This window comes from Rhizobium chutanense (assembly GCF_002531935.1).
GTDB lineage: Bacteria > Pseudomonadota > Alphaproteobacteria > Rhizobiales > Rhizobiaceae > Rhizobium > Rhizobium chutanense.
This window is the reverse complement of the sequence record NZ_NWSV01000008.1, coordinates 108,621-130,013: the sequence shown is the minus strand read 5'-3', so window position 1 is coordinate 130,013 and position 21,393 is coordinate 108,621. Positions and strand designations below refer to the sequence as shown.

Genomic DNA, 21,393 nt, shown 5'->3' with positions numbered 1-21,393 from the left:
TCAGCGGTTGACCCTTGCCTGCAGATGCGCGGGATAGCGGTCGCCTTCCACCTTGACGGTGGCGAGCGCGCTTTCGATGCTGGCGAGATCCTCGGCTGTCAATTCGACCTCTGCGGCCCGGATGTTCTCTTCCAGGCGATGCAGCTTGGTGGTGCCGGGGATCGGTACGATCCAGGGTTTTTGCGCCAGCAGCCAGGCGAGGGCGACCTGGGCGGAGGTGGCCTTCTTGTGCGCGGCGATCTCTGCGAGGAGATCGACGAGCGCCTGGTTGGCCTTTCGCGCTTCCTGAGAAAAGCGCGGCACGATGTTGCGGAAGTCCTTGCTGTCGAAGGTGGTCGTCTCGCTGATCGCGCCGGTGAGGAAGCCTTTGCCGAGCGGGCTGAACGGCACGAAGCCGATGCCGAGCTCTTCGAGCACCGGCAGGATTTCCTGCTCGGGCTCGCGCCACCACAGCGAATATTCGCTCTGCAGCGCCGTCACCGGCTGGACGGCATGGGCGCGGCGGATCGTCCGGGCGCCGGCTTCCGAGAGGCCGAAATGTCTGACCTTGCCTTCCGACATCAACGTCTTGACCGTGCCGGCGACATCTTCGATCGGAACATCCGGATCGACGCGATGCTGGTAGAACAGGTCGATGACGTCGGTCTTCAAGCGTTTCAGCGCCTGATCGGCAACCGCGCGGATCTGTTCCGGCCGGCTGTTCATGCCGCTCTGGCCGCCATTGGCATCGAAATTGAAGCCGAATTTCGTGGCAATCACCACCTCGCTGCGGAAGGGAGCAAGCGCCTCTCCCAAAAGCTCTTCGTTCTTATAGGGCCCGTAGGCCTCGGCGGTGTCGAAGAAGGTCACGCCGCGTTCGAACGCCTGCCGGATCAGTGTAACCGCTTCCTGGATGTCCGTCGCCGGGCCATAACCATAACTCAGCCCCATGCAGCCGAGCCCGATGGCCGAGACTTCGAGACCGCTCTTTCCGAGTTCACGCTTCTGCATGGCCGTTTCCTTTCAAAGCTTGGTATTCACTGTCGGTGACATGCTCCATCCAGTCGACGACCTTGCCGTCGAGCTGTTCCTGGACGGCGATATGGGTCATTGCCGTCGTCGGCGATGCGCCATGCCAATGGCGTTCACCGGGTGCGAAGCAGACGACGTCGCCGGCGCGGATTTCCTCGACGGGTCCGCCTTCGCGCTGCACGCGGCCGCAGCCGGATGTGACGATCAGCGTCTGGCCGAGCGGATGGGTGTGCCAGGCGGTGCGGGCGCCGGGCTCGAAAGTAACGCTGGCGCCCGCCGCGCGGGCCGGGTGCGTCACCTGAAAGAGAGGATCGACGCGCACCGCGCCGGTGAACCAGTCCGCCGGTCCCTTGGCAGAAGGCTGCGAGCCGCTTCGCTTGATTTCCATGATCGTGCTTTCCTATGTCGGAGAGTGCAGAACGGTTCGTCCGCCCGCAGCGGATGTCTTCGTCCTGAGATGACAGCATATTTAGCGCGTGCCCTTGATCGCGATTAGATGGTAGTTGTGGCACGGACCTATGAGAAAGTTTCATAAATGTCGCGTCCTGCCGTCAATGACCTGATCGCCTTCCTTGCCGTGGCCCGCGCACAGAGCTTCACGAAGGCGGCGGCGAGGCTCGGCGTGTCGCAATCGGCGCTCAGCCATACCATCCGGGGGCTCGAGGAGCGGCTTGGATTGCGATTGCTGACACGCACGACGCGCAGCGTCTCGCCAACGGAGGCCGGTCAACGCCTGCTTCTCACCATCGGTCCTCGGCTCGACGAGATCGAGGCCGAGCTTGCCGCCTTGAGCGCGTTTCGGGAGAAGCCGGCCGGCACCATCCGCATCAATGCCGGTGAACACGCGGCGGATTCGATCCTCTGGCCCGCCCTGGAAAAGCTCCTGCCTGATTATCCCGACATCAATGTCGAGATCATCGTCGATTACGGCCTAACCGACATCGTCGCGGAACGCTACGATGCCGGCGTGCGGCTGGGGGAGCAGGTGGCGAAGGACATGATTGCGGTGCGCATCGGTCCCGACATGCGCATGGCCGTGGTCGGTGCTCCCGCCTATTTCGAAAGACGCCCGAAACCGGCGACGCCGCAGGATCTCACCGATCACAACTGCATCAATTTGCGGCTGCCGACCTATGGCAGTGTCTATGCATGGGAGTTCGAGCGGGACGGGCACGAGTTGAAGGTTCGCGTCGAGGGACAATTGACCTTCAACAATATCGCGCTCAGGCTGAATGCGGCACTCGCCGGGGCGGGGCTGGCCTATCTGCCGGAAGACGCCGTGCAGGCGCATCTAACGAATGGACGGCTGGTGCGCGTGCTCGAAGACTGGTGTCCGCCGTTTCCCGGCTACCATCTCTATTATCCGAGCCGCCGGCACGCCTCGGCGGCTTTCGCTCTGGTCGTCGACGCGCTTCGCTATCGAGGATAGACCAGGCGGATTTTCAGGTCTCGTTAGCGAGCAGGTTTTCGGGCCGGCCATAACACTCCGCCAGGCGTTTTGCCGGGAGCGAAAACATGCCGTGCCGGCGATTTGACATTCCATCACTCCCCGCTAATTCACACCTGAAACTGAAGGAAACAGTGAATGAATACTGCGTTGCCTGCCACGAAAGCCCGGACCGGAGTGTCCGGTTTGGACACAATTCTGGCGGGAGGGCTTTCGACGGGCCACGTGTTCCTGCTGGAGGGAAATCCGGGGGCAGGCAAGACCACCATTGCGCTGCAGTTTCTGATCGAAGGCGCGCGGCTCGGCGAACAGGGGCTCTACATCACCCTTTCGGAAACCGAGAGCGAATTGCGGGCGGGTGCGGCATCGCATGGCATGGTGGTCGACGGCAATATCGAGGTCTTCGAAGTCGTGCCTCCGGAAAGCCTGCTGGACGCCGACCAGCAGCAGAGCCTGCTTTATTCGTCGGATCTCGAACTTGGAGAGACGACCAAGGAAATCTTCGCCGCTTTCGAGCGGGTAAAGCCACGGCGCGTCGTGCTCGACAGCCTGTCGGAGATAAGGCTGCTGGCGCAAAGTTCGCTGCGCTATCGCCGGCAGATCCTGGCGCTCAAACATTATTTTGCCCGGCAGGGAGCGACCGTCCTCTTGCTCGACGACCTCACGTCCGACGTGCTCGACAAGACGGTGCACAGCGTCGTGCATGGTGTCATTCATCTTGAGGAACTGGCGCCGAGCTATGGCTCCGAACGCCGCCGTCTGAGGATCATCAAATATCGCGGACAGGCCTTTCGCGGCGGTTATCACGATTTCATCATCCAGACCGGCGGCGTCATGGTGTTTCCGCGCCTCGTCGCCGCCGAACATAAATCAAGCTACCTCCGCGATCAGATTTCCTGCGATATTCCGAAACTGGACCTTCTCTTGGGAGGCGGCCTCGAGCGAGGATCCAGCACACTCATCCTCGGTCCGGCCGGCACAGGCAAAAGCACTTTTTCATTCCAGTTTCTGGCGGCAGCGGTCGCGCGCGGCGAGAAGGCGGCGGCCTTCGTTTTCGACGAGGAACTCGGTCTGCTCTTTGCCAGGCTGAAGGCGCTTGGAATGGATCTCGAAGCGATGAGGGATGCGGGTCGGATCCACATCGAACAGCTCGATGCCGCCGAACTGTCGCCGGGCGAATTCGCTCATCGCGTGCGCGACTGCGTCGACAAGTCGGATGCGAAAACCGTCATCATCGACAGCATCAACGGTTATCAGGCTTCGATGCCGGATGAGAATTCGCTGATCCTTCATATGCATGAATTGCTGCAATATTTGAACAGGCAAGGCGCCAACACCTTCCTCACCGTTGCCCAGCACGGGCTGGTCGGTGACATGAAGGCACCTGTCGACGTTACCTATCTCGCCGATACCGTCATTCTGCTACGTTACTTCGAGGCCGCCGGAAAAGTGCGCCGCGCGGTCTCCGTTATCAAGAAGAGGACCGGCTTTCATGAGGATACCATCCGGGAGTATCGCATCGACGGTTCCGGCCTGACGTTCGGAGATCCTCTCGTCGGGTTCCAGGGCGTGCTTCGCGGCGTTCCCGAATTCATCGGGACCTCAGCGCCGCTCCTGTCGAACGATGGCGAGGATGGCAGCGATTCCTAATTCCGGCAAACCGAAAGCATTGATCTACACCCCTGCCGGCCGGGATGCCTGGGTGGCGATATCGCTGGTCGACGAGGCCGGACTGGCCTCGATCGCCGCCACCGACCTTTCCATGTTCGCGTCATCGCTCAGCGATGACATCGCGCTCGGCGTCCTGACGGAAGAGGCCGTTCGCTCGAGCGATCTCAAGCCGATCGCCGCCTGGGTTTCAGCCCAGCCGAGCTGGTCGGACCTGCCGTTCATCGTGCTCACACAACGTGGCGGCGGGCCTGAACGAAATCCGGCCGCTGCCAGGCTTTCCGAGGTTCTCGGCAACGTCACCTTCCTGGAGCGGCCGTTCCATGCGACCTCCTTCGTCAGCATTGCCCGGACCGCGTTGAAGGGGCGCCTGCGCCAGTATGAAGCGCGCGCCCGGCTTGAAGCTCTGAGCGAGGGGGAGCGGCGGTTGCAGACGGCGCTTGCCGCCGGCCGTCTCGGGGCGTGGGAGCTGGAACTGTCGTCGATGGCCTTGTCCGCCTCAGCGACCTGCAAGGCTGTCTTCGGCCGAGGACCGGATGACGATGTCACACGCGACGATCTGGTCGCCAGCATCCACCCCGACGACCGAGACCTTGTGCTGGCGCGCCTGCGCCAGACGATCGACACCGGACGCGACTATTCGATCGAGCACAGGACGATCTGGCCGGATGGATCGCTGCATTGGACCGAGGTCCATGCGCAGCTCTACGCCGATAGATATGGTTCCGCCAGGAAGCTCGTCGGCGTTTGCTCCGATACCACGGCCCGCAAGACGGCCGAGGAGAACCTGAGACGGCTCAACGAAAACCTTGAAGAGCGCGTCAGGGAGCGGACAAGAGAGGTCAACGCCGCTCACCAGACGCTGCTCGAGGAGGTTGCCCAGCGCGAGAGAGCCGAGGAGCAGCTTCGCCAATCCCAGAAAATGGAAGCGATCGGTCAGCTCACCGGCGGCGTTGCGCATGATTTCAACAATCTGCTGATGGTGGTTCTCGGAAATCTGGAGCTGCTCGGCAAGCATGTCGCCGGCGACGCCAAGGCGACGCGCCTGGTCGACGGGGCTGTTCAGGGTGCGCGGCGCGGAGCGGCGCTGACGCAGCGGCTGCTGGCTTTTGCCAGACAGCAGGATCTGCAGGTCAAGCCTGTCGATCTTGCCGATCTGGTGACCGGCATGAACGACCTGCTGCGGCGTTCGGTCGGCCCCTCGGTGAGCATCGAAACCATCCTGCCGCCGACGCTGCCGCCGGCGCTTGTCGATGCGAACCAGCTCGAACTGGCGCTGCTCAATCTTGCTGTCAATGCTCGCGATGCGATGCCGGTCGGCGGGACACTGTCCATATCTTTGCGCGAGGAAAAGGTTGTCGGCAATGGCGGCGATCTCAACGAGGGAATCTATCTCGTGTTGGCGGTGGCCGACAGCGGCACCGGCATGGATGCGGAGACGCTGAAGAAGGCCGTCGATCCGTTTTTCTCGACCAAGGAACTCGGAAAGGGCACGGGCCTCGGTCTGTCGATGATCCACGGACTTGCCGTTCAGCTCAATGGCGCGCTCCTTCTGACAAGCGAACCGGGGGTGGGAACGACCGCCGAATTGTGGCTGCCGGCGACCGAACAGCGTCCCGAGCAGGCGAAGGAAACAGCTCCGCTTGTTTCGGAAACAGCGCCGAGGCTGAAGATCCTCCTGGTCGATGACGATGCCTTGATCGCCATGAGTTCGGTCGACATGCTCGAAGATCTCGGTCACGAGGTCGTCGAGGCAAATTCCGGTTCGCAGGCGCTCGAGCTGATCAGGAGCGGCCAGCCTTTCGATCTGATGATCACCGATTACTCGATGCCCGGTATGACCGGCGCGCAGCTCGCGATGGCGGCGCGGGACATTCTGCCAGCGCTGCCGGTCGTGCTGGCCACGGGTTATGCCGATCTACCCGCCGGTACCGATATCGATCTTCCGAGACTGGGAAAGCCCTATAATCAGGCGCAGCTCGCCAAGGAAATCAGCAAGTTGGCAGGCGAAGCGGGCCCGGTTCCCGGATCCGGCAGAGGCGCCGGCGCTTCAGGGGCTCGCCTGGCCAAGGCCGACGATCGTTGCGATGAAATCGGCGATGGCGCCTGTGTCGTCTAGATCGAAGACGGGCAGGGCCGTATCCGTGACGGGGTGATCGGCGGCGATGGCCGAGATATGGGGATCGCTCGGCGCCAGCGGCTGGCGATTGGCGGCCTCGAGGCGGCGGGCCTCGATCTTCGGGATCGGTTCGCGTTTGTAGCCTTCGATCAGGACGAGATCGCAGGGGGCGAGACGGGCAAGGATTTCTTCGAATGCGGGTTCTGGCGCGCCGCGCAGTTCGTGCATGATGGCGTAACGCGTGCCGGAGACGATGGTGACCTCGTGGGCGCCGGCCTCGCGGTGGCGGTAGCTGTCGGCGCCGACCTTGTCGATGTCGAAATCATGATGGGCATGCTTGATCGTCGAGATCCTGTAGCCGCGGCGAGTGAATTCCGTCACCAGGCGGACGGCGAGCCCCGTCTTGCCCGAGTTCTTCCAGCCGGCGATACCGAAGACTTTGGGTGCGGTCATGCGCGAAGGGCCTCCAGCCAGCGTTCCGCCTCGACGAGATCGTCGGGCGTGTTGATGTTGAAGAAGGGATCGAGCAGGCTGGCCCGCGTCGGATGCAGCGGAAATGCGACTTCCGTGACGTCATGCCGCCGCAGGAAGTCACGGACGCGCCGCTTTTCGTCGGTGGCGATCCAGGCTTCGAGATCGGCGGCGAGCGTCACCGGCCAGAGACCGAAGACCGGGTGGCTGCGGCCTTCGGAGGCGGCGATGGCAATCTGCGAGGGATGTTCGAGCGCTGCCGCCAGCCGGGCGACGAGATCGGCCGGGAAGAACGGGCAATCCACGGAGACGGTGACGACATGGGTGATCGCCGGAAGGCCGGCGGCATAGACCATCGCCGCATGAATGCCGGCCAGTGGCCCCGCCTTGCCGGGAAAACGGTCGGGAACGACGGGCACATCCTCGGCGGCGGCATCGGCATTGACGGCAACGGGGAGGACCTGCTGCGACAGGCGGGTCAGCACAAGGCGGAGCAGGCTTTCGGCCCCGAGCATAACGCCCGCCTTGTCGCGGCCCATGCGTTGCGAGCGGCCGCCGGCCAGCACGACGCCTGCTATATCGGATCTGTCGAGCGGAAATTCAGTCATCGTCCTGCCTCAAACCGGTGAGCGCGGCGCGGATTCCTGCGCGATCGGGGGGACGCGGCGCTTGGCTTCACGATAGAACGTATAGAGACCGGAAGCGATGACGATTGCAGCACCGAAGAGCGTCCAGCTGTCGGGCAGTTCGGCGAAGAAGAAAAAGCCGAGCAGCGAGGAGAAGATCAGGCTGGTATAGCGGAACGGTGCGACGAAGGAGATTTCGCCGGTGCGCATGGCGAGGATGACCGACTGGTAGCCGACGAGCACCAGCACCGAAGCCAGCAGGATGTGCCCGAGCGAAGTCGCGCTGACCGGCTGCCAGCCGCCGAGCACGGGGATGAGCAAGGCGCCGAAGAAGGAGATGGAGATGGCGGTGATGACGGTGATCATCAGCGAGGGAATCTCCGGATCGATCGATCGGGTGGCGAGATCGCGGCCGGCTGTCGTCAGCACGGCGCCGACGCAGAGCAGGGCGGCGGCGGTGAATCCCTCCGGTCCGGGGCGGATGATGATCATGACGCCGACAAGACCGACTGTTATCGCCGACCAGCGCCGCCAGCCGACAGGCTCGCGAAAGAAGAGCGCTGCGCCGAAGGTGACGACCAGCGGCAGCGATTGCAGGATCGCCGAGGCATTGGCGATCGGCATCATGCCGAGGGCGGTGATATAGGTGACGGCGGAGAACATCTCGCAGACGATGCGCAGGATGATGATCGGCTGCAGCACGATGCGCCAGGAGCGCAGCGCGCCCATTTTCCGGGCGATCAGATAGACGAGCAGGCTGGTGAAGAGGCCGCGCAGGAACATGATCTCGCCGGCATTCATATAAACGACGACCGATTTGGAGAGGGCATCGCTCGCGGAAAAGCCGGCCATCGCCATGCTCATATAGATGGCGCCCTCAGTATTGCGTGACCGCGGCATGAAGAGATTCCCTTTACCAGTGCGCCCCTTCTTAGTCGGGAAGAACCATGAAGGGAATCGGATGAATGTCACACCCGGGATAAATCGATGGTGCGGCGCACAATGGTGCTGACGCTGCGGCAGGCACCTGTTTGGAAACCGGAGCAAGGCAGCATTTTACAACGCGAATTCCAATATTCCGATGGGATGATCGAGGCCTCCATTCTCCTTCGGCTGGCGGAGAGATTGCCGGCGAAAGCATCGGCTGTCTGCAGTTTTCGTTTGTCCGCGCGGGAAACGGGTGGCTGCATCGGCGGATGTCTGAGATCTCAGATGCCTCGACAACCGAGGAGAAACGGACATGACACTTCTGAACGACAAGGTCGCGATCATCACCGGCGCAAGCTCCGGTATCGGCCGCGCGGCGGCGAAGCTCTTTGCCCGGGAGGGTGCGAAGCTGGTGGTCACCGGCCGGCGACAGGAGGCGCTCGATGCCGTCGTCGCCGAAATCGAGGCGGAGGGCGGAAAGGCTGTCGCCGTTGCCGGCGATGTCAGGGACGAGGCGCTGCAGGCAAGGCTCACCGACACGGCGGTCTCGCGCTTCGGCGGGCTCGACATCGCCTTCAACAATGCGGGCAGCCTCGGCGAGATGGGGCCGATTGCCGGCCTTTCCGTGGAAGGCTGGCGCGAGACGATCGAGACCAATCTCACCGCCGCCTTCCTGGGCGCCAAATACCAGTCGGCGGCGATGGGAAAAAGCGGCGGATCGCTGATCTTCACCTCCACCTTCGTCGGCCACACCGCCGGCATGCCCGGCATGGCCGCCTATGCGGCGGGTAAGGCAGGGCTGATCGGCTTCGTGCAGGTGCTCGCCGCCGAACTCGGGCGACAGAACATCCGCGTCAACGCCCTGCTGCCCGGCGGCACCGATACACCGGCCAGCATCACCAACGCGCCCGACGCAACGCCGGATCTGCTTGCCTTCGTCGAGGGACTGCATGCGCTGAAACGCATGGCGCGACCGGAAGAGATCGCCAATGCGGCGCTGTTCCTGGCGTCGGATCTGTCGAGTTTCGTGACGGGGACGGCGATGCTGGCGGATGGTGGGGTTTCGATTAGTCGGACTTAGGATGGGTGAGGGGCGGGGATCGGCAGTGTATAAGGTCGTGCCACCCGCCCTCGTCCTTCGAGGCTCCGGCCTTCGGCCTGTGCACCTCAGGATGAGGGCTGATCGTTGTGCCGTGTTGGCTGGCAGACTGATCGGGGTGCCACTGGCTGCGATCTCTCTCCAGCCTCATCCTGAGGTGCCCCGCAGGGGCCTCGAAGGACGGGGCTGGCCACCATTGCGCTGGGAGTCAGGACATAATCAACCCGCCGTCGACATTGATCGTCTGGCCGGTGATGTAAGCGGCGTCGTCGCTGGCGAGGAAGGTGACCAGTCCGGCGACGTCCTCGCCGGAGCCGGCGCGTTTCATCGGAATGCCCTCGACCCATTCCTTCATCAGTTCGCCGGGGGCGTAGTTGCCGAGCAGCTTGCCCCAGGCCTGGTCATTATAGGCCCACATATCCGTCTCGATGATGCCGGGGCAGAAGGCGTTGACGGTGATGTTGTCGGTGGCAACTTCCTTCGCCAGGCTCTGGGTGATGCCGACGACGCCCATTTTCGAGGCGGCGTAATGCGGGGTGTAGATGAAGCCGTCGCGGGCCTGGCCGGAGGCGGTGTTGATGATGCGGCCGCCGCGCCTGTGCTTGCGGATTCTTGCAATGGCCTCCTGGGCGCAGAGGAAGACGCCCTTGGTGTTGACGGCCATCACTTTGTCCCACTCGTTTTCGGTCAGATCCTCGACGCGGGCGATGGTGATGACGCCGGCGTTCTGGATCGAGACGTCGACGGTGCCGAATTCCCTTTCGGCGGCATCGTAGAGCGCTGTGACGCTTGCCTTGTCGGTGACGTCGCCGATGAAGGAGATCGCCTTGCCGCCTTCGGCCCTGATCGCTTCGGCAACGCCGTGGACCAGATCCTCATTGGCCGAGACCACGAGATTGGCGCCTTCGCGGGCGAAGCGCCTGGCGATGGCAGCGCCGATGCCGCGGCTGGCCCCGGTTATGACGACAGTCTTGTTTTCGAAGCGTTTCATGCTCTTTCCTCGTATCCTGACATAAACAGCAAATCCGGGTGCGGCCTACGGCTGCTCGGCGTGAAGGGCGGGCAGGCGACGATAGTGCACGCCGTCTGCCCGTTATTCCCTTCAGCCTCGGTCTCAGCCAGGGAGGGAGCGAGACCGTTCATTTTCCAGCGGCGGCAATGAGCTTCCGGCTCACCAGCAGCAGAAACCGCCGTCGACGAGAAGATCGACGCCGGTGACGAAACTTGCCGCATTCGACAGCAGGAATACCGCCGGGCCGACCATCTCATCGACCGTTGCCATGCGCTGCATCGGCGTCTGCTCTTCGAAGAGCTTGGTCTGGTGGACCATCTCCGGACGGGTGTTCATGGGGGTTGCCGTGTATCCGGGGGAGATGGTGTTGACGCGGATGCCGCGGCCGACCCATTCCATCGCCAGAGACTTCGACATATGGATGACACCCGCCTTGGAGGCGTTGTAATGCGCCTGGCTTAAGCCCCGGTTGACGATGACGCCGGACATGGAGGCGATGTTGACGATGGCGCCGCGTCCATTCTTCAGCATGGCGCGAGCCTCGGCCTGGCAGGACAGGAATATGCCTTTGAGGTTGATATCCATCAGCGTCTGATACTGATCCTCCTCCATCTCCTCCGCCGGATTGGCGTTGGCGATGCCGGCAGCGTTGACGGCAAGCGTCAGCGCGCCGAGATCCGCTTCGGTACGGGCGACGGCGTCTGCAAGGGAAGATTTGCTGGTGACGTCAGCCGCGATCTGGATCGAGCGGCGGCCGGCGGCGCTGATATGTTCAGCCGTCCTGGCCAATCCGTCGTCGGTCCGCCGGTCGAGCAGCGCGACGTCGGCGCCGCATTGCGCAAGGCCGATGGCAATGCGCTGCCCGATGCCGCTGCCGGCGCCGGTGACGATGGCAACCTGGCCGCTGAGATCGAAAAGCTTCGGGGCGTTCAGAGTGATGTCGGACACCGCTCTTCCTTTCTCTGTCTGTTTTGTTTTCACGCAATTCTCGGCAAAAGCGCTTCGTGCTTTGCCAGGCAAAACTGCTGCACACTTTCGCTGGTTGCTTTAGATAGTAGCCAGCTCCATGACCGAAACGTCGTTTGCCTGGTCACGATTGAGGATCCCCGCCTGCTTGCCCTGGGCAAGCACGAGAATGCGATTGGAGATGCCGAGAACTTCCTCGAGGTCGGAGCTGACGACGATGACCGCCACGCCCTGTTTGGCAAGATTGACGATGATGTCGTAGATGCCGGCGCGCGCGCCGACATCGATGCCTCGCGTCGGTTCGTCAAGCACGACGACCTTGGGATCGCGCATCAGCCACTTGGCGATCACGACCTTCTGCTGGTTGCCGCCCGACAGGTCCGAGGCGTACTGCTCGGCACGGCCCTTGACGCCGAACTTGGCCACGGCCTTTTCTGCAAAGGCGCGTTTGATGCGCGGCGTGATCCAACCGCCGCCGAGCTTGTCGAGATTGGCGTAGATGATGTTCTCGCTGATCCGGTGCCCGACGATCAGACCCTGTTCCTTGCGGTCCTCCGGAACCATCACGATACCCCTGGCGATGGCGTCCGCCGGGTCGCGCAGGCTCAGTTCCTCGCCTTCCAGCTTGATCGAACCGGCGCTGATCGGATCTGCGCCCGAAATCGCCCGCACCAGTTCGGTGCGGCCGGCGCCGACCAATCCGGCGATGCCGAGAATTTCGCCTGCCCGCACCTCGAAGGTGACGTTGCGGAACGAGTCGTCCGGCGAACTCAGCCCGGATACCTGAAGGACCGGACGATCCGTCGGAACGGGCAGGGTGGGGAACAGGCGGTCAAGCGGGCGTCCGACCATGCTCTCGACAATGGTTCGCACCGGGGTGGCGCTGTCCGAGAATTCCTGCACCCGCTCGCCGTCGCGAAGAACGACGATGCGGTCGGTGATCTGCTTGATCTCCTCCATGCGGTGGGAAATGTAGACGATGCCGACGCCTTCCGAGCGGAGCTTGCGAACCTGCTCGAAGAGAGCTTCGGTCTCGGCGCCGCCAAGCGCGGCTGTCGGCTCATCGAGGATCAGGAGCTTTGCGTTGAGAGCCAGCGCCTTGGCGATCTCGATGAGCTGCTGATTGGCTGTCGAAAGGCCGGCGACCGTGCGCGTTGCGGGTATGTGAAGGTTCAAGCGGGCGAGCTGGTCCTGGGCTCGGCGAACCATCTGGGCGCGGTCGACGGCGCCGTTCTTCATCGGCCAGCGCCCGATGAAGACGTTTTCCGCGATCGAAAGCTGCGGCAGAAGCTGCAGCTCCTGGTGGATCAGGACAACGCCCTTGTCGATCGCTTCCCTTGGGGTGGCCGGGGCATAAGGCTGCCCCAGCCATCTCATCGATCCTTCGGAGGGCGTGCGGGATCCGGCAATAATGCCCGACAGCGTCGACTTGCCCGCTCCGTTTTCACCGAGAAGTGCCACCACTTCGCCCGGATAGACGTCCAGGCTGACATCCTTCAGAACCTGGAGCGGCCCATACCACTTGGATATGCCTCTCAGGGAAAGAACGGGATCAGTCACGGCACACCTCCTCAAGACCTTGGTTCATTAGAGCGCCGTGCGTCCGTTCGGACGCACAAAGGACGCTCTAACGCTTTGAATCTACGCATCGTGCTTTCCGAAAATCGATTCCGATTTTCGGACCGATGCGTTACGGATGGTTGGCGATGAAGCCTGCCACATTTTCCTTGGTCGTCAGCGTGGCATCCAGGAGCTGGACCGGCGGCACCTTTTCTCCGGCGACAAGCTTGGCGGCATTTTCAACCGCATCGCGGCCCATCTTCTGCGTCTGCTGCGTCGCAGTCACGTTGAAGACACCCTTGCTGAGGGCTTCGAGCGCTGCGGTGTCGCCATCGAAGCCGCCGACCACGATCTTCTGCGACGGATTGGCGACCTTGATCGCCTGGGCGGCGCCAAGGGCGAGACCATCGGCCTGGGCGAACACGATCGAAACGTCCGGGTTTGCCTGCAGCATATTCTGCATGATCTGGAAGCCTTCGTCCTGGCTCCAAATGTTGGAGAACTGTTCGGCGACGACCTTCACGTCCGGATAGGCCTTGAGGGATTCGGCGCAGCCCTTCGAGCGATCGACTTCCGGCGTCGTGCCCTTCTGGCCGTGGATGATGACCATCTTACCCTTGCCGCCGGCTTCCTTGAGAATGTAGTCGCACACGGCCTTGGCAGAGGCGACTGAATCGGTTGCCAGAAAGGTATCGCCCGGTGCTCCTTCGGCGTTGCGGTCAACGTTTACGACCGGGATGCCGGCGCTCTTTGCGAGCTTGACCGGAACGGTCGCAGCCGCCGCACCGGCCGGGATGTAGATCAGCGCGTCGATTTTCTGGGTCAGGAGATCCTGGATCTGGTTGACCTGTGTCGGCCCGTCGCCCTTGGCGTCGACCGTGATGACTTCGATGCCGCGCTTCTTGGCTTCGGCCTCGACCGATTGCTTGATCTGGTTGAAGAAGTTTGCCTGAAGATTGGCAACGGCGAGGCCGAGCTTCTTCAGTTCCGCCGCGTGTACGGGACCGAGCATGAGACCGAGCAGTGCGGCAGATGCGAGCATGGTGCGCGCTATTTTCATTGTATTTCCTCCGTTGTTTGATGGAACCCTCGGGTATGTCCTCCCCCTCGGGGTATTGATCCGCCCCATCATTGCGGGGCGGAATTCCGGGTCCGCCAACCGGCGGACCTTGCTCGTCAGGCGCGACGCCGGCGAATGGTCTCCGCACCGACCGCAAGCACGATGACGATGCCGATGATCACCTGCTGCAGGAACGGCGAGACGTTGAGAAGGTTGAGACCGTTGCGCAGCACGCCGATGATCAGAACGCCGATCAGCGTTCCGCCGATGCCGCCGGCGCCGCCGGAGAGCGACGTCCCGCCGATGACGACCGCGGCGATGGTATCGAGTTCATAGCCCAGGCCACTGGACGGTTGGACGGAATCCAGCCGGGCGGCGAGCACGACGCCGGCAAGTCCTGCAAGGACGGCGCTCATGACATAGACGCCGATCGTCACCAGCGGGACGTTGATACCGGCGAGCCGCGCGACTTCGGCGTTTCCGCCGACCGCATAGAGCATGCGTCCTTCGGAGCGGAAGTGCAGGAACAGCCAGGCCGCCAGAACCACCGCCAGCATCAGGAAAACCGTAGCCGTCATGACGCCGAAATGGCGATCGATCGCCAGCATCATGAACCAGTCGGGGAAGCCGACGATCTGCTGGCCGTCCGTGATCATGTTGGCCACGCCGCGGGCCGCCGACATCATCGCCAGAGTGGCGATAAAGGCCGGAACCCTGAACTGCGTCACCAGAAGCCCGACGATCAGGCCTGATACGGCCGAGGCGATCAGCGCAAAGGCGATCCCGACGGGCAGCGGCAGGCCGGCGACATTGGCGGTCCAGCCCATGACCATCATCGCCAGGGCGAGCGCCGAGCCGACCGAGAGGTCGATGCCGCCGATCAGGATGACGAATGTCATTCCCACAGCCATGATGCCGAGAACCGTGATCTGGTCGAGGATGTTGAGGCCGTTTCGAACCGAAAGAAACGTATCCGTGCTGACGCTCAGAAAGACGCACAGCACGAGCAGTCCGACGAGCGGGCCGGTCGCTCCCTTGAGCTTGCTCAACCACGCACCGGACGACAGCCTGTGTTCGTTGATATCGAGCGCCACCATTGCTCCTCCCTCTGCGTAGGCTTGTATCCGATATTTGGTCAGGATAGAATAATTATTCATGCCTGCTGGAAAATTCATTAACAACTTGCTTTCCGGCTGTCAACAAGATTTCATCCGGCTCATGCTCCCGATGCTTGGCTTAAGGGGCTTGACTAATCGGCTTTGTGTGCAAAAATATTGAAGACTGAATATTTATGCACACGAGGAATCGATGGATACGACAGAACTTGAGCGCATCGCCCGCGAGATCCGATTGCGCGATCTTCAGGCGGTCTTTGAAGCGGGCGCCGGCCATATCGGCGGCGAGATGTCGGTCATCGACATTTTGACGGCGCTCTATTTTCGTGTGCTGAATATCTGGCCGGATCAGCCCAAGCATCCCGACCGCGACAGGTTCGTGCTTTCCAAGGGACATACGGCCTGCGCTCTGTATGTGACGCTCGCAAAACGCGGCTTCATCCCGGAGGAGGAGATTTCCACCTTCCTGCAGCCGCATTCGAGGCTGAACGGGCATCCGAATTGCAACAAGGTTCCCGGCGTCGAAACCAATACCGGGCCGCTCGGCCATGGTCTGCCGGTCGCCGTCGGAATGGCGAAAGCCGCCAAGCTCTCGGGCGCTGGATTTCACACCTACGTCGTTACCGGCGACGGCGAGATGCAGGAGGGCTCCAACTGGGAAGCGATCATGGCGGCAGCCCAGTTCAAGCTCGACAACTTGACGCTGGTCATCGACCACAACAGGTTCCAGCAGGGCGCAGCACTCGCCGAAACCAACGATCTCGCGCCGCTTCGTCCGAAGCTCGAAGCCTTCGATTGGGAGGTCACCGAGATCAACGGCAACGCTATGAGCGAAATCGTTCCTGCTCTCGAACACCGGGGCGCAAGACCGCATTGCATCGTCGCCCATACCAACAAGGGCCATGGGATCTCGTTTATGCAGGACCGGGTCGACTGGCACCACAAGGTGCCGAGCAGGGAACAATACGAAATCGCATTGGCAGAATTGTCGGAGGCCTTGTCATGAACGCGCCAATCAACCCACCCAAGCTCTATGATTGCCGCGACGCATTCGCCGCCACGCTGGAGCGGCTGGCCGTCGAAAACGACAGGATCGTTGCCGTCTGCAACGACTCCGTCGGTTCCTCCAAGCTCGGCGGCTTCAAGTCGAAATTTCCCGAGCGGCTCGTCAATGTCGGCATCGCAGAGCAGAACATGGTCGGCGTCGGAGCTGGCCTTGCCAACGGCGGACGACTTCCGTTCGTCTGCGCCGCAGCTCCGTTTCTCACCGGGCGGTCGCTGGAGCAGATCAAGGCCGATATTTCCTACTCGAACGCCAACGTGAAGCTGGTGGGCATTTCTTCCGGAATGGCCTATGGCGAACTCGGTCCGACCCATCACTCGATCGAAGACTTTGCCTGGACGCGGGTGCTGCCCAATCTTCCGGTGATTGCGCCTTGCGACCGCATCGAAACCGCTGCCGCCGTTGCGTGGGCCGCGACCTATGACGGGCCCTGTTTCCTGCGCCTGTCGCGGGTCGGCGTGCCCGACCTGCTTCCGGAAGGTCATCAGTTCGAACTTGGCAAGGCCAATCTTCTTCGCCAGGGTTCAGACGTTACCCTGATCGCCAACGGCACTTTGACCCATCGCATTCTGAAGGCGGCCGAAATCCTTGCGGAGCGCGGCGTCGATGCCAGAGTGCTCAACCTTGCAACGGTTCGCCCGATCGACGAAGAGGCGATCATCGCCGCGGCGAGGGAAACCGGAGCGATCGTCACGGCCGAAGAGCATTCGATCTTCGGCGGACTGGGTTCGGCGGTCGCCGAAGTGGTGGTCGACAATGCCCCGGTGCCGATGAAACGTCTCGGCGTTCCCGGCGTCTATGCTCCGACCGGTTCGGCAGAGTTCCTGCTCGACGAATTCGGAATGGCGCCGTCGGCCATCGCCGACGCCGCGCAGGCACTGATCAGGCGCAAGTAACTGGGGTCATGCGATCGGCCGGGCGGCTTTTGCCGTCCCGGCCTGCCACCTGATCCGGGAGGATGGAATGCGGGCAATTCTGGCAATCGACCAGGGCACGACCAATTCAAAGGCCGTTCTCGTTTCCGAGGAGGGAGAGATCGTCGGTAGAGGTTCGGCGCCTGTCGGCATCGCCTATCCGAAGCCGGGCTGGGTCGAACAGGACCCGCGCCGGCTCTACGCCTCGGTCCGCGAAGCGGTCGACGCCTGCCTGAAGGCCGGCCCGGAGGTGGCGGTCGAGGCGGTCGCCATTTCCAACCAGCGCGAATCCGTCACCGCCTGGGACGCCGATACGGGCGAGGCGCTTGGGCCGGTGGTCAGCTGGCAGTGCCGCCGAACGGCGCAGGATTGCGAACGTCTGATTGCCGAAGGCCAACTTGACCGGGTGCAGGCGCTGACCGGCCTGCCATTGGATCCGATGTTTCCGGGTTCGAAATTCCGCTGGCTGCTCGACCGTATTGCGGCCGGGCGATCGGTGCGGCTGGGAACGATCGACAGCTGGCTCGTCCACTGCCTGACGGGCGGGCGCCGGCATGCCTGCGACGCCTCGAATGCCGCCAGGAGCCAGTTGTTCGATCTCAGGGAGCAGAGATGGAGCGAGGAACTCGGCGATGTTTTCGGCGTCGATATCGCGCTGCTGCCCGAGGTCCTCGACAGCTCGGCCGATTTCGGCAGAACGCAAGGGTTGCCGGGGGTGCCGGACGGCACGCCCATCATGGCCGCGATCGGCGACAGCCATGCGGCCCTCTTCGGTCACGGAGCCTTCAAGCCGGGCGACGGCAAGGTGACCTTCGGAACCGGCTCTTCGGTCATGACGACGCTCTCGCACTTCATTCCCCCACGCAACGGCGTCACGACCACCGTCGCATGGCGTCTCGGGGGAAAGCCGACATTTGCTTTCGAAGGCAATATTCTCGTTTGCGCCGCCAGTCTTCCCTGGATGGCCGATATTCTCGGCCTGGCGGATGTGGCGGCGCTGGTCGAGCTTGCGGCGAGCGCCGCGCCGGGCGGGCCCGGCTTCGTGCCGGCGTTCGTGGGACTGGGCGCACCCTATTGGAACTCCGATGCCCGTGCGCTGTTCTCGCAGATCAACTTCAATACGACACGGGCGCAAATGGCCCGGTCGGTGACCGATTCGATCGCTTTCCAGGTGCATGACGTCATCGCGGCCATGCGGACGCAGAGCGGCGGCGAACTCGGTGCGCTCTATGTGGATGGCGGACCGAGCCAGAACCGCTTCCTGATGCAGTGTGTGTCGAACCTCATCGAACATCCGGTGATCCAATGCGAAGCACCCGAGGCCTCGGCCCTGGGCGCTGCCTATCTTGCGGGACTGTCGCTCGGCTTGTGGAGCGATCTCGACATTGTCGCGGCGTTGCCGCGAAACACTCAAATCATCGAGCCGCAACCCGTCGACCGCGCGGGGCTTCTCGATCGCTGGAATGATGCGCTCGCCCGCTCGACGTTTCGCCAAACACAGGCTAAAGGTGAATAAAAATTCACTCTGGGATCAGTGATGACTCGCCTCAACGAACTCCGCCTCATTTCAAGGGTCGCCCAGATGTACCATATCGAGGGGCGGCGGCAGGCGGAGATCGCAGAGCACCTTCGCCTGTCGCAGGCGACGGTATCGCGCATGCTGAAGCGCGCCGAGGCCGAGGATATCGTCAGAACCAGCGTGATCCCTCCCGTCGGCACCTATAGCGAGCTGGAGGGCGCGCTTCGCGAGAAATACGGCCTGCCGGAGGCGATCGTCGTCGAGTGCACGGAAGATCGCGACGGCGCCATCATGGCCCGCATCGGCGAGGCCGCGGCTCATCTGCTGGAGGTGACGCTTTCACCAGGGGAGATCATCGGCGTTTCGAGCTGGAGCCAGACCATTTTCAAGATGGTCGAGAACATCCATCCTTCGAAGAGCGCTCAGGTGAAATACGTCGTCCAGACCCTTGGCGGCATGGGCGATCCTTCCGTGCAGACGCATGCGACGCAGCTGACCACGCGGCTTGCGCGGCTGACCGGCGCCGAGCCGAAACTGCTGCCTGTGCAGGGCGTGACCACATCAAGGGAGGCAAAGCTTCTGATGCAGGCCGACCCGTTCGTCCGCGAGACGATGGACCTGTTCGGCAGCATAACGCTGGCGATCGTCGGCATCGGCGCCGTCGAACCGTCCGAACTTCTCGCCCGCTCCGGCAACATCTTTTCCTCCCGCGAACTCTCCGATCTCGCGGAAGCGGGCGCCGTCGGCGATATCTCGCTTCGCTTCTTCGATAAAAACGGCAAGCCGGTCAAGACGCCGCTTGATGATCGGGTCATCGGGCTGCCGCTCGAGGATCTCGAACGGGTGGACCGGGTCATTGCTCTTGCCGGCGGAGCCAAAAAGACCGACGCGATCGCCGGCGCGCTCCGCGTCGGGGTCATCGACATGCTTGTGACCGACAAGTTTACCGCGCAGCGATTGATCGACTGACGGGGCAGGGCGGAGCACCCGCCTCTCGGCTCAATGCGCCGTCCCATCGACGATCACATGATCGTGGTCCAGCGAGCATTTCTCCACCCGGGCTTCGACCCTGTAGATCTCCCGCAGCATCTGCGCGGTGACCACATCCCTTGGGGCGCCGCAGGCGCGCATGCGGCCGTTGGCGATGACCAGCACCTTGTCGGCGAAGCGCAGCGCCTGGTTGAGGTCATGGATAGCGATGAGGACGAGCATGCCCTTGGCGCGGGCCCGGCGGCGCATGAAGTCCAGCACCTCGATCTGGCGGTGGAGGTCGAGGGCGCTGGTGGGTTCGTCCATCAGCATGATTTCGGGCTCGCGGACGAGCGCCTGGGCGATCGAGACGAGCTGGCGCTGGCCGCCGGAGAGCGCGCCGAGGTCGCGGAAGGCGATGGCTGATATGTCGAGCGCTGCCATGATCTCGTCGATAAAGTGCAGGTCGCCGTCGCCGACGGCCCAGGACTGGCCCTGCTTGCGGGCGAGAAGAATGGATTCGTAGACGGTCAGCACCGCATTGGCCGAGGTATCCTGCGGCATATAGCTGATGGCGTTCTTCGCCTTCGAGCCTTCGACGACGACATGACCCGGGCCCTTGAGCAGGCCGGTGATACGCTTGAAAAGCGTCGACTTGCCGGCGGCGTTCGGGCCGATGACCGCGACGACCTCGCCCGATGTCATGACAGGCGTCGTCACGTCTTCGACGAAGAGCTTGCGGCCGTGATAGGCGCCGACCGATTGCAGTTGAAGCGCTACCATGACCGGCTCCTGTTCGAGAGGATGAGCGAGAAGAAGAAGGGCACGCCGACCAGCGCGGTGATGATGCCGATCGGGAAGACGACGCCCGGGATGATCGACTTCGAGACGATCGAGGTCAGCGACAGCAGCAGCGCGCCCGAGAGGATCGAGCCCGGCAGGAAGAAGCGCTGGTCCTCGCCGAGGATCATGCGGGCGATGTGCGGGCCGACGAGGCCGACGAAGCCGATCGTGCCGACGAAGCTCACGGGGACTGCGGCCAGCAGCGAGACGACGAGCATGGTTTCCAGCCGGATGCGGCGGACATTGACGCCGAAGCTTGCGGCTTTGTCTTCGCCGAGGCGGATGGTGGTCAGCGCCCAGGCATTGCGGGCAAAGAGCGGCAGGGCTGCCAGCAGCACGGCGAGCGTCACCCAGATCTTCGGCCACGTCGCCTTGGTGAGGCTGCCCATCGTCCAGAAGACGACGGCCGACAGCGCCTGTTCCGAGGCGAGATATTGCAGGAAGGCGAGGGCGGCGTTGAAGGTGAAGACCAGGGCGATGCCGAGCAGCACCACCGTCTGCACCGAGACGCCGCGGGCCTGCGAGACGAAATGGATGAAGAGCGTGGCGATCAGCGCCATGACGAAGGCATTGACCGGCACCAGCAGGCCGGCCGCGACGGGCAGAAGCGGAACGCTGGTGACGATCGCCAGCGCCGCGCCGAAGCTTGCCGCCGCCGAAATGCCTAAGGTGAAGGGACTGGCGAGCGGATTGGCGAGGATCGTCTGCATCTGCGCGCCGGCGACCGAGAGCGAGGCGCCGACGACGATCGCCATGACGGCGACCGGCATGCGGATGTCCCAGACGACGGCGCGGATCTGATCGGAAACGGAGGCTGGGTCGAGGAGGGCGGAGACGACCTCACCGAGGCTATAGCGGGCCGGGCCCCAGGCGAGATCGACGGCGAAGGACAGGCAGAGCGCGGCCGTCATGGCGAAAAGGATCAGCAGCTTGCGCCGGGCAAGCGCACGATAGCGCTCCCGCCCGGCTTCGGCTTCGATCGATATGGCGGCGATCTCGGCCAT

Annotated in this window: 20 protein-coding genes; 8 read left to right on the top strand and 12 right to left on the bottom strand. The window is 63.0% G+C overall.

Annotation, left to right across the window (positions count from 1 at the left end; translation table 11 throughout):
• The gene (locus CO666_RS15185) at positions 1–990 is read right to left on the bottom strand and encodes an aldo/keto reductase (protein WP_097612919.1); all 990 of its coding nucleotides are present in this window, start codon (positions 988–990) and stop codon (positions 1–3) included.
• The gene (locus CO666_RS15180; protein ID WP_097612918.1) at positions 977–1,399 is read right to left on the bottom strand and encodes a (R)-mandelonitrile lyase; all 423 of its coding nucleotides are present in this window, start codon (positions 1,397–1,399) and stop codon (positions 977–979) included. Before CO666_RS15180 ends, CO666_RS15185 begins: the two co-directional genes overlap by 14 nt.
• Positions 1,400–1,546: 147 nt before the next feature.
• On the opposite strand from CO666_RS15180, the gene CO666_RS15175 reads away from it, so the two are divergent.
• From CO666_RS15175 to CO666_RS15165, 3 genes are all read left to right on the top strand, one after another.
• Positions 1,547–2,440: a LysR family transcriptional regulator gene (locus CO666_RS15175; protein WP_097612917.1), complete on the top strand. Its 894-nt coding sequence runs from the start codon at positions 1,547–1,549 to the stop codon at positions 2,438–2,440.
• 156 nt (positions 2,441–2,596) lie between these two features.
• Positions 2,597–4,108: an ATPase domain-containing protein gene (locus tag CO666_RS15170; protein WP_097612916.1), complete on the top strand. Its 1,512-nt coding sequence runs from the start codon at positions 2,597–2,599 to the stop codon at positions 4,106–4,108.
• A complete protein-coding gene (locus CO666_RS15165) occupies positions 4,083–6,245 on the top strand; it encodes a hybrid sensor histidine kinase/response regulator (RefSeq protein ID WP_097612915.1) in 2,163 nt (720 codons plus the stop codon). Before CO666_RS15170 ends, CO666_RS15165 begins: the two co-directional genes overlap by 26 nt.
• On the opposite strand, the gene mobB is transcribed toward CO666_RS15165, so the two are convergent.
• The 3 genes from mobB to CO666_RS15150 are packed head-to-tail and all read right to left on the bottom strand — an operon-like array spanning position 6,177 to position 8,242.
• Positions 6,177–6,698, bottom strand: a complete 522-nt coding sequence (gene mobB / locus CO666_RS15160) for a molybdopterin-guanine dinucleotide biosynthesis protein B (RefSeq protein WP_097612914.1) — start codon at positions 6,696–6,698, stop codon at positions 6,177–6,179. The two genes, CO666_RS15165 and mobB, sit on opposite strands and share 69 nt — an antisense overlap.
• Positions 6,695–7,324, bottom strand: a complete 630-nt coding sequence (gene mobA / locus CO666_RS15155; RefSeq protein ID WP_097612913.1) for a molybdenum cofactor guanylyltransferase MobA — start codon at positions 7,322–7,324, stop codon at positions 6,695–6,697. The genes mobB and mobA overlap by 4 nt, the downstream gene beginning before the upstream one ends.
• A 9-nt stretch (positions 7,325–7,333) precedes the next feature.
• The gene (locus tag CO666_RS15150) at positions 7,334–8,242 is read right to left on the bottom strand and encodes a DMT family transporter (RefSeq protein ID WP_097612912.1); all 909 of its coding nucleotides are present in this window, start codon (positions 8,240–8,242) and stop codon (positions 7,334–7,336) included.
• A 340-nt stretch (positions 8,243–8,582) separates the two neighbouring features.
• Here CO666_RS15150 and CO666_RS15145 point away from each other — a divergent pair, with 340 nt between their 5' ends.
• A complete protein-coding gene (locus CO666_RS15145; RefSeq protein ID WP_097612911.1) occupies positions 8,583–9,350 on the top strand; it encodes an SDR family oxidoreductase in 768 nt (255 codons plus the stop codon).
• Positions 9,351–9,576: 226 nt separating this feature from the next.
• Here the strand turns inward: CO666_RS15145 and CO666_RS15140 are convergent, their stop codons facing one another.
• From CO666_RS15140 to CO666_RS15115, 5 genes are all read right to left on the bottom strand, one after another.
• Positions 9,577–10,359: a glucose 1-dehydrogenase gene (locus CO666_RS15140; protein WP_097612910.1), complete on the bottom strand. Its 783-nt coding sequence runs from the start codon at positions 10,357–10,359 to the stop codon at positions 9,577–9,579.
• A 180-nt stretch (positions 10,360–10,539) separates the two neighbouring features.
• Positions 10,540–11,328, bottom strand: coding sequence for an SDR family oxidoreductase (locus tag CO666_RS15130; protein WP_097612909.1), 789 nt, complete (start codon positions 11,326–11,328; stop codon positions 10,540–10,542).
• Between the two features lie 99 nt (positions 11,329–11,427).
• On the bottom strand, positions 11,428–12,906 hold the full coding sequence (locus CO666_RS15125) for a sugar ABC transporter ATP-binding protein (protein WP_097612908.1): 1,479 nt from the start codon (positions 12,904–12,906) through the stop codon (positions 11,428–11,430).
• 130 nt (positions 12,907–13,036) lie between these two features.
• A complete protein-coding gene (locus tag CO666_RS15120) occupies positions 13,037–13,966 on the bottom strand; it encodes a sugar ABC transporter substrate-binding protein (RefSeq protein WP_003540275.1) in 930 nt (309 codons plus the stop codon).
• A 116-nt stretch (positions 13,967–14,082) separates the two neighbouring features.
• Positions 14,083–15,063: an ABC transporter permease gene (locus CO666_RS15115; protein WP_097612907.1), complete on the bottom strand. Its 981-nt coding sequence runs from the start codon at positions 15,061–15,063 to the stop codon at positions 14,083–14,085.
• Positions 15,064–15,274: 211 nt separating this feature from the next.
• On the opposite strand from CO666_RS15115, the gene CO666_RS15110 reads away from it, so the two are divergent.
• The 4 genes from CO666_RS15110 (at position 15,275) to CO666_RS15095 (ending at position 19,546) form a co-directional block, all read left to right on the top strand.
• Positions 15,275–16,087: a transketolase gene (locus tag CO666_RS15110; protein WP_097612906.1), complete on the top strand. Its 813-nt coding sequence runs from the start codon at positions 15,275–15,277 to the stop codon at positions 16,085–16,087.
• The gene (locus CO666_RS15105; RefSeq protein WP_097612905.1) at positions 16,084–17,040 is read left to right on the top strand and encodes a transketolase family protein; all 957 of its coding nucleotides are present in this window, start codon (positions 16,084–16,086) and stop codon (positions 17,038–17,040) included. Before CO666_RS15110 ends, CO666_RS15105 begins: the two co-directional genes overlap by 4 nt.
• Positions 17,041–17,107: 67 nt before the next feature.
• Complete coding sequence (locus CO666_RS15100) at positions 17,108–18,574, top strand: FGGY family carbohydrate kinase (protein WP_097612904.1); 1,467 nt, start codon at positions 17,108–17,110, stop codon at positions 18,572–18,574.
• A 21-nt stretch (positions 18,575–18,595) separates the two neighbouring features.
• Positions 18,596–19,546, top strand: coding sequence for a sugar-binding transcriptional regulator (locus CO666_RS15095; protein WP_085737461.1), 951 nt, complete (start codon positions 18,596–18,598; stop codon positions 19,544–19,546).
• 30 nt (positions 19,547–19,576) lie between these two features.
• Here the strand turns inward: CO666_RS15095 and CO666_RS15090 are convergent, their stop codons facing one another.
• Entirely contained in the window at positions 19,577–20,329 is a 753-nt protein-coding gene (locus CO666_RS15090; protein ID WP_097612903.1) for an ABC transporter ATP-binding protein, read from the bottom strand.
• A complete protein-coding gene (locus CO666_RS15085) occupies positions 20,323–21,393 on the bottom strand; it encodes a FecCD family ABC transporter permease (protein WP_097612902.1) in 1,071 nt (356 codons plus the stop codon). Before CO666_RS15085 ends, CO666_RS15090 begins: the two co-directional genes overlap by 7 nt.

What these genes read in the sequence shown, in the direction of transcription:
- CO666_RS15175 (WP_097612917.1), top strand. Translation starts at nt 1,547, where the DNA reads ATGTCGCGTCCTGCCGTCAATGACCTGATCGCCTTCCTTGCCGTGGCC.
- CO666_RS15145 (WP_097612911.1), top strand. Translation starts at nt 8,583, where the DNA reads ATGACACTTCTGAACGACAAGGTCGCGATCATCACCGGCGCAAGCTCC.
- CO666_RS15095 (WP_085737461.1), top strand. Translation starts at nt 18,596, where the DNA reads ATGACTCGCCTCAACGAACTCCGCCTCATTTCAAGGGTCGCCCAGATG.
- mobA (WP_097612913.1), bottom strand. Translation starts at nt 7,324, where the DNA reads ATGACTGAATTTCCGCTCGACAGATCCGATATAGCAGGCGTCGTGCTG.
- CO666_RS15170 (WP_097612916.1), top strand. Translation starts at nt 2,597, where the DNA reads ATGAATACTGCGTTGCCTGCCACGAAAGCCCGGACCGGAGTGTCCGGT.
- CO666_RS15115 (WP_097612907.1), bottom strand. Translation starts at nt 15,063, where the DNA reads ATGGTGGCGCTCGATATCAACGAACACAGGCTGTCGTCCGGTGCGTGG.
- CO666_RS15185 (WP_097612919.1), bottom strand. Translation starts at nt 990, where the DNA reads ATGCAGAAGCGTGAACTCGGAAAGAGCGGTCTCGAAGTCTCGGCCATC.
- CO666_RS15085 (WP_097612902.1), bottom strand. Translation starts at nt 21,393, where the DNA reads ATGGCCGAGATCGCCGCCATATCGATCGAAGCCGAAGCCGGGCGGGAG.
- CO666_RS15165 (WP_097612915.1), top strand. Translation starts at nt 4,083, where the DNA reads ATGGCGAGGATGGCAGCGATTCCTAATTCCGGCAAACCGAAAGCATTG.
- CO666_RS15105 (WP_097612905.1), top strand. Translation starts at nt 16,084, where the DNA reads ATGAACGCGCCAATCAACCCACCCAAGCTCTATGATTGCCGCGACGCA.
- mobB (WP_097612914.1), bottom strand. Translation starts at nt 6,698, where the DNA reads ATGACCGCACCCAAAGTCTTCGGTATCGCCGGCTGGAAGAACTCGGGC.
- CO666_RS15150 (WP_097612912.1), bottom strand. Translation starts at nt 8,242, where the DNA reads ATGCCGCGGTCACGCAATACTGAGGGCGCCATCTATATGAGCATGGCG.
- CO666_RS15180 (WP_097612918.1), bottom strand. Translation starts at nt 1,399, where the DNA reads ATGGAAATCAAGCGAAGCGGCTCGCAGCCTTCTGCCAAGGGACCGGCG.
- CO666_RS15140 (WP_097612910.1), bottom strand. Translation starts at nt 10,359, where the DNA reads ATGAAACGCTTCGAAAACAAGACTGTCGTCATAACCGGGGCCAGCCGC.
- CO666_RS15090 (WP_097612903.1), bottom strand. Translation starts at nt 20,329, where the DNA reads ATGGTAGCGCTTCAACTGCAATCGGTCGGCGCCTATCACGGCCGCAAG.
- CO666_RS15100 (WP_097612904.1), top strand. Translation starts at nt 17,108, where the DNA reads ATGCGGGCAATTCTGGCAATCGACCAGGGCACGACCAATTCAAAGGCC.
- CO666_RS15120 (WP_003540275.1), bottom strand. Translation starts at nt 13,966, where the DNA reads ATGAAAATAGCGCGCACCATGCTCGCATCTGCCGCACTGCTCGGTCTC.
- CO666_RS15110 (WP_097612906.1), top strand. Translation starts at nt 15,275, where the DNA reads ATGGATACGACAGAACTTGAGCGCATCGCCCGCGAGATCCGATTGCGC.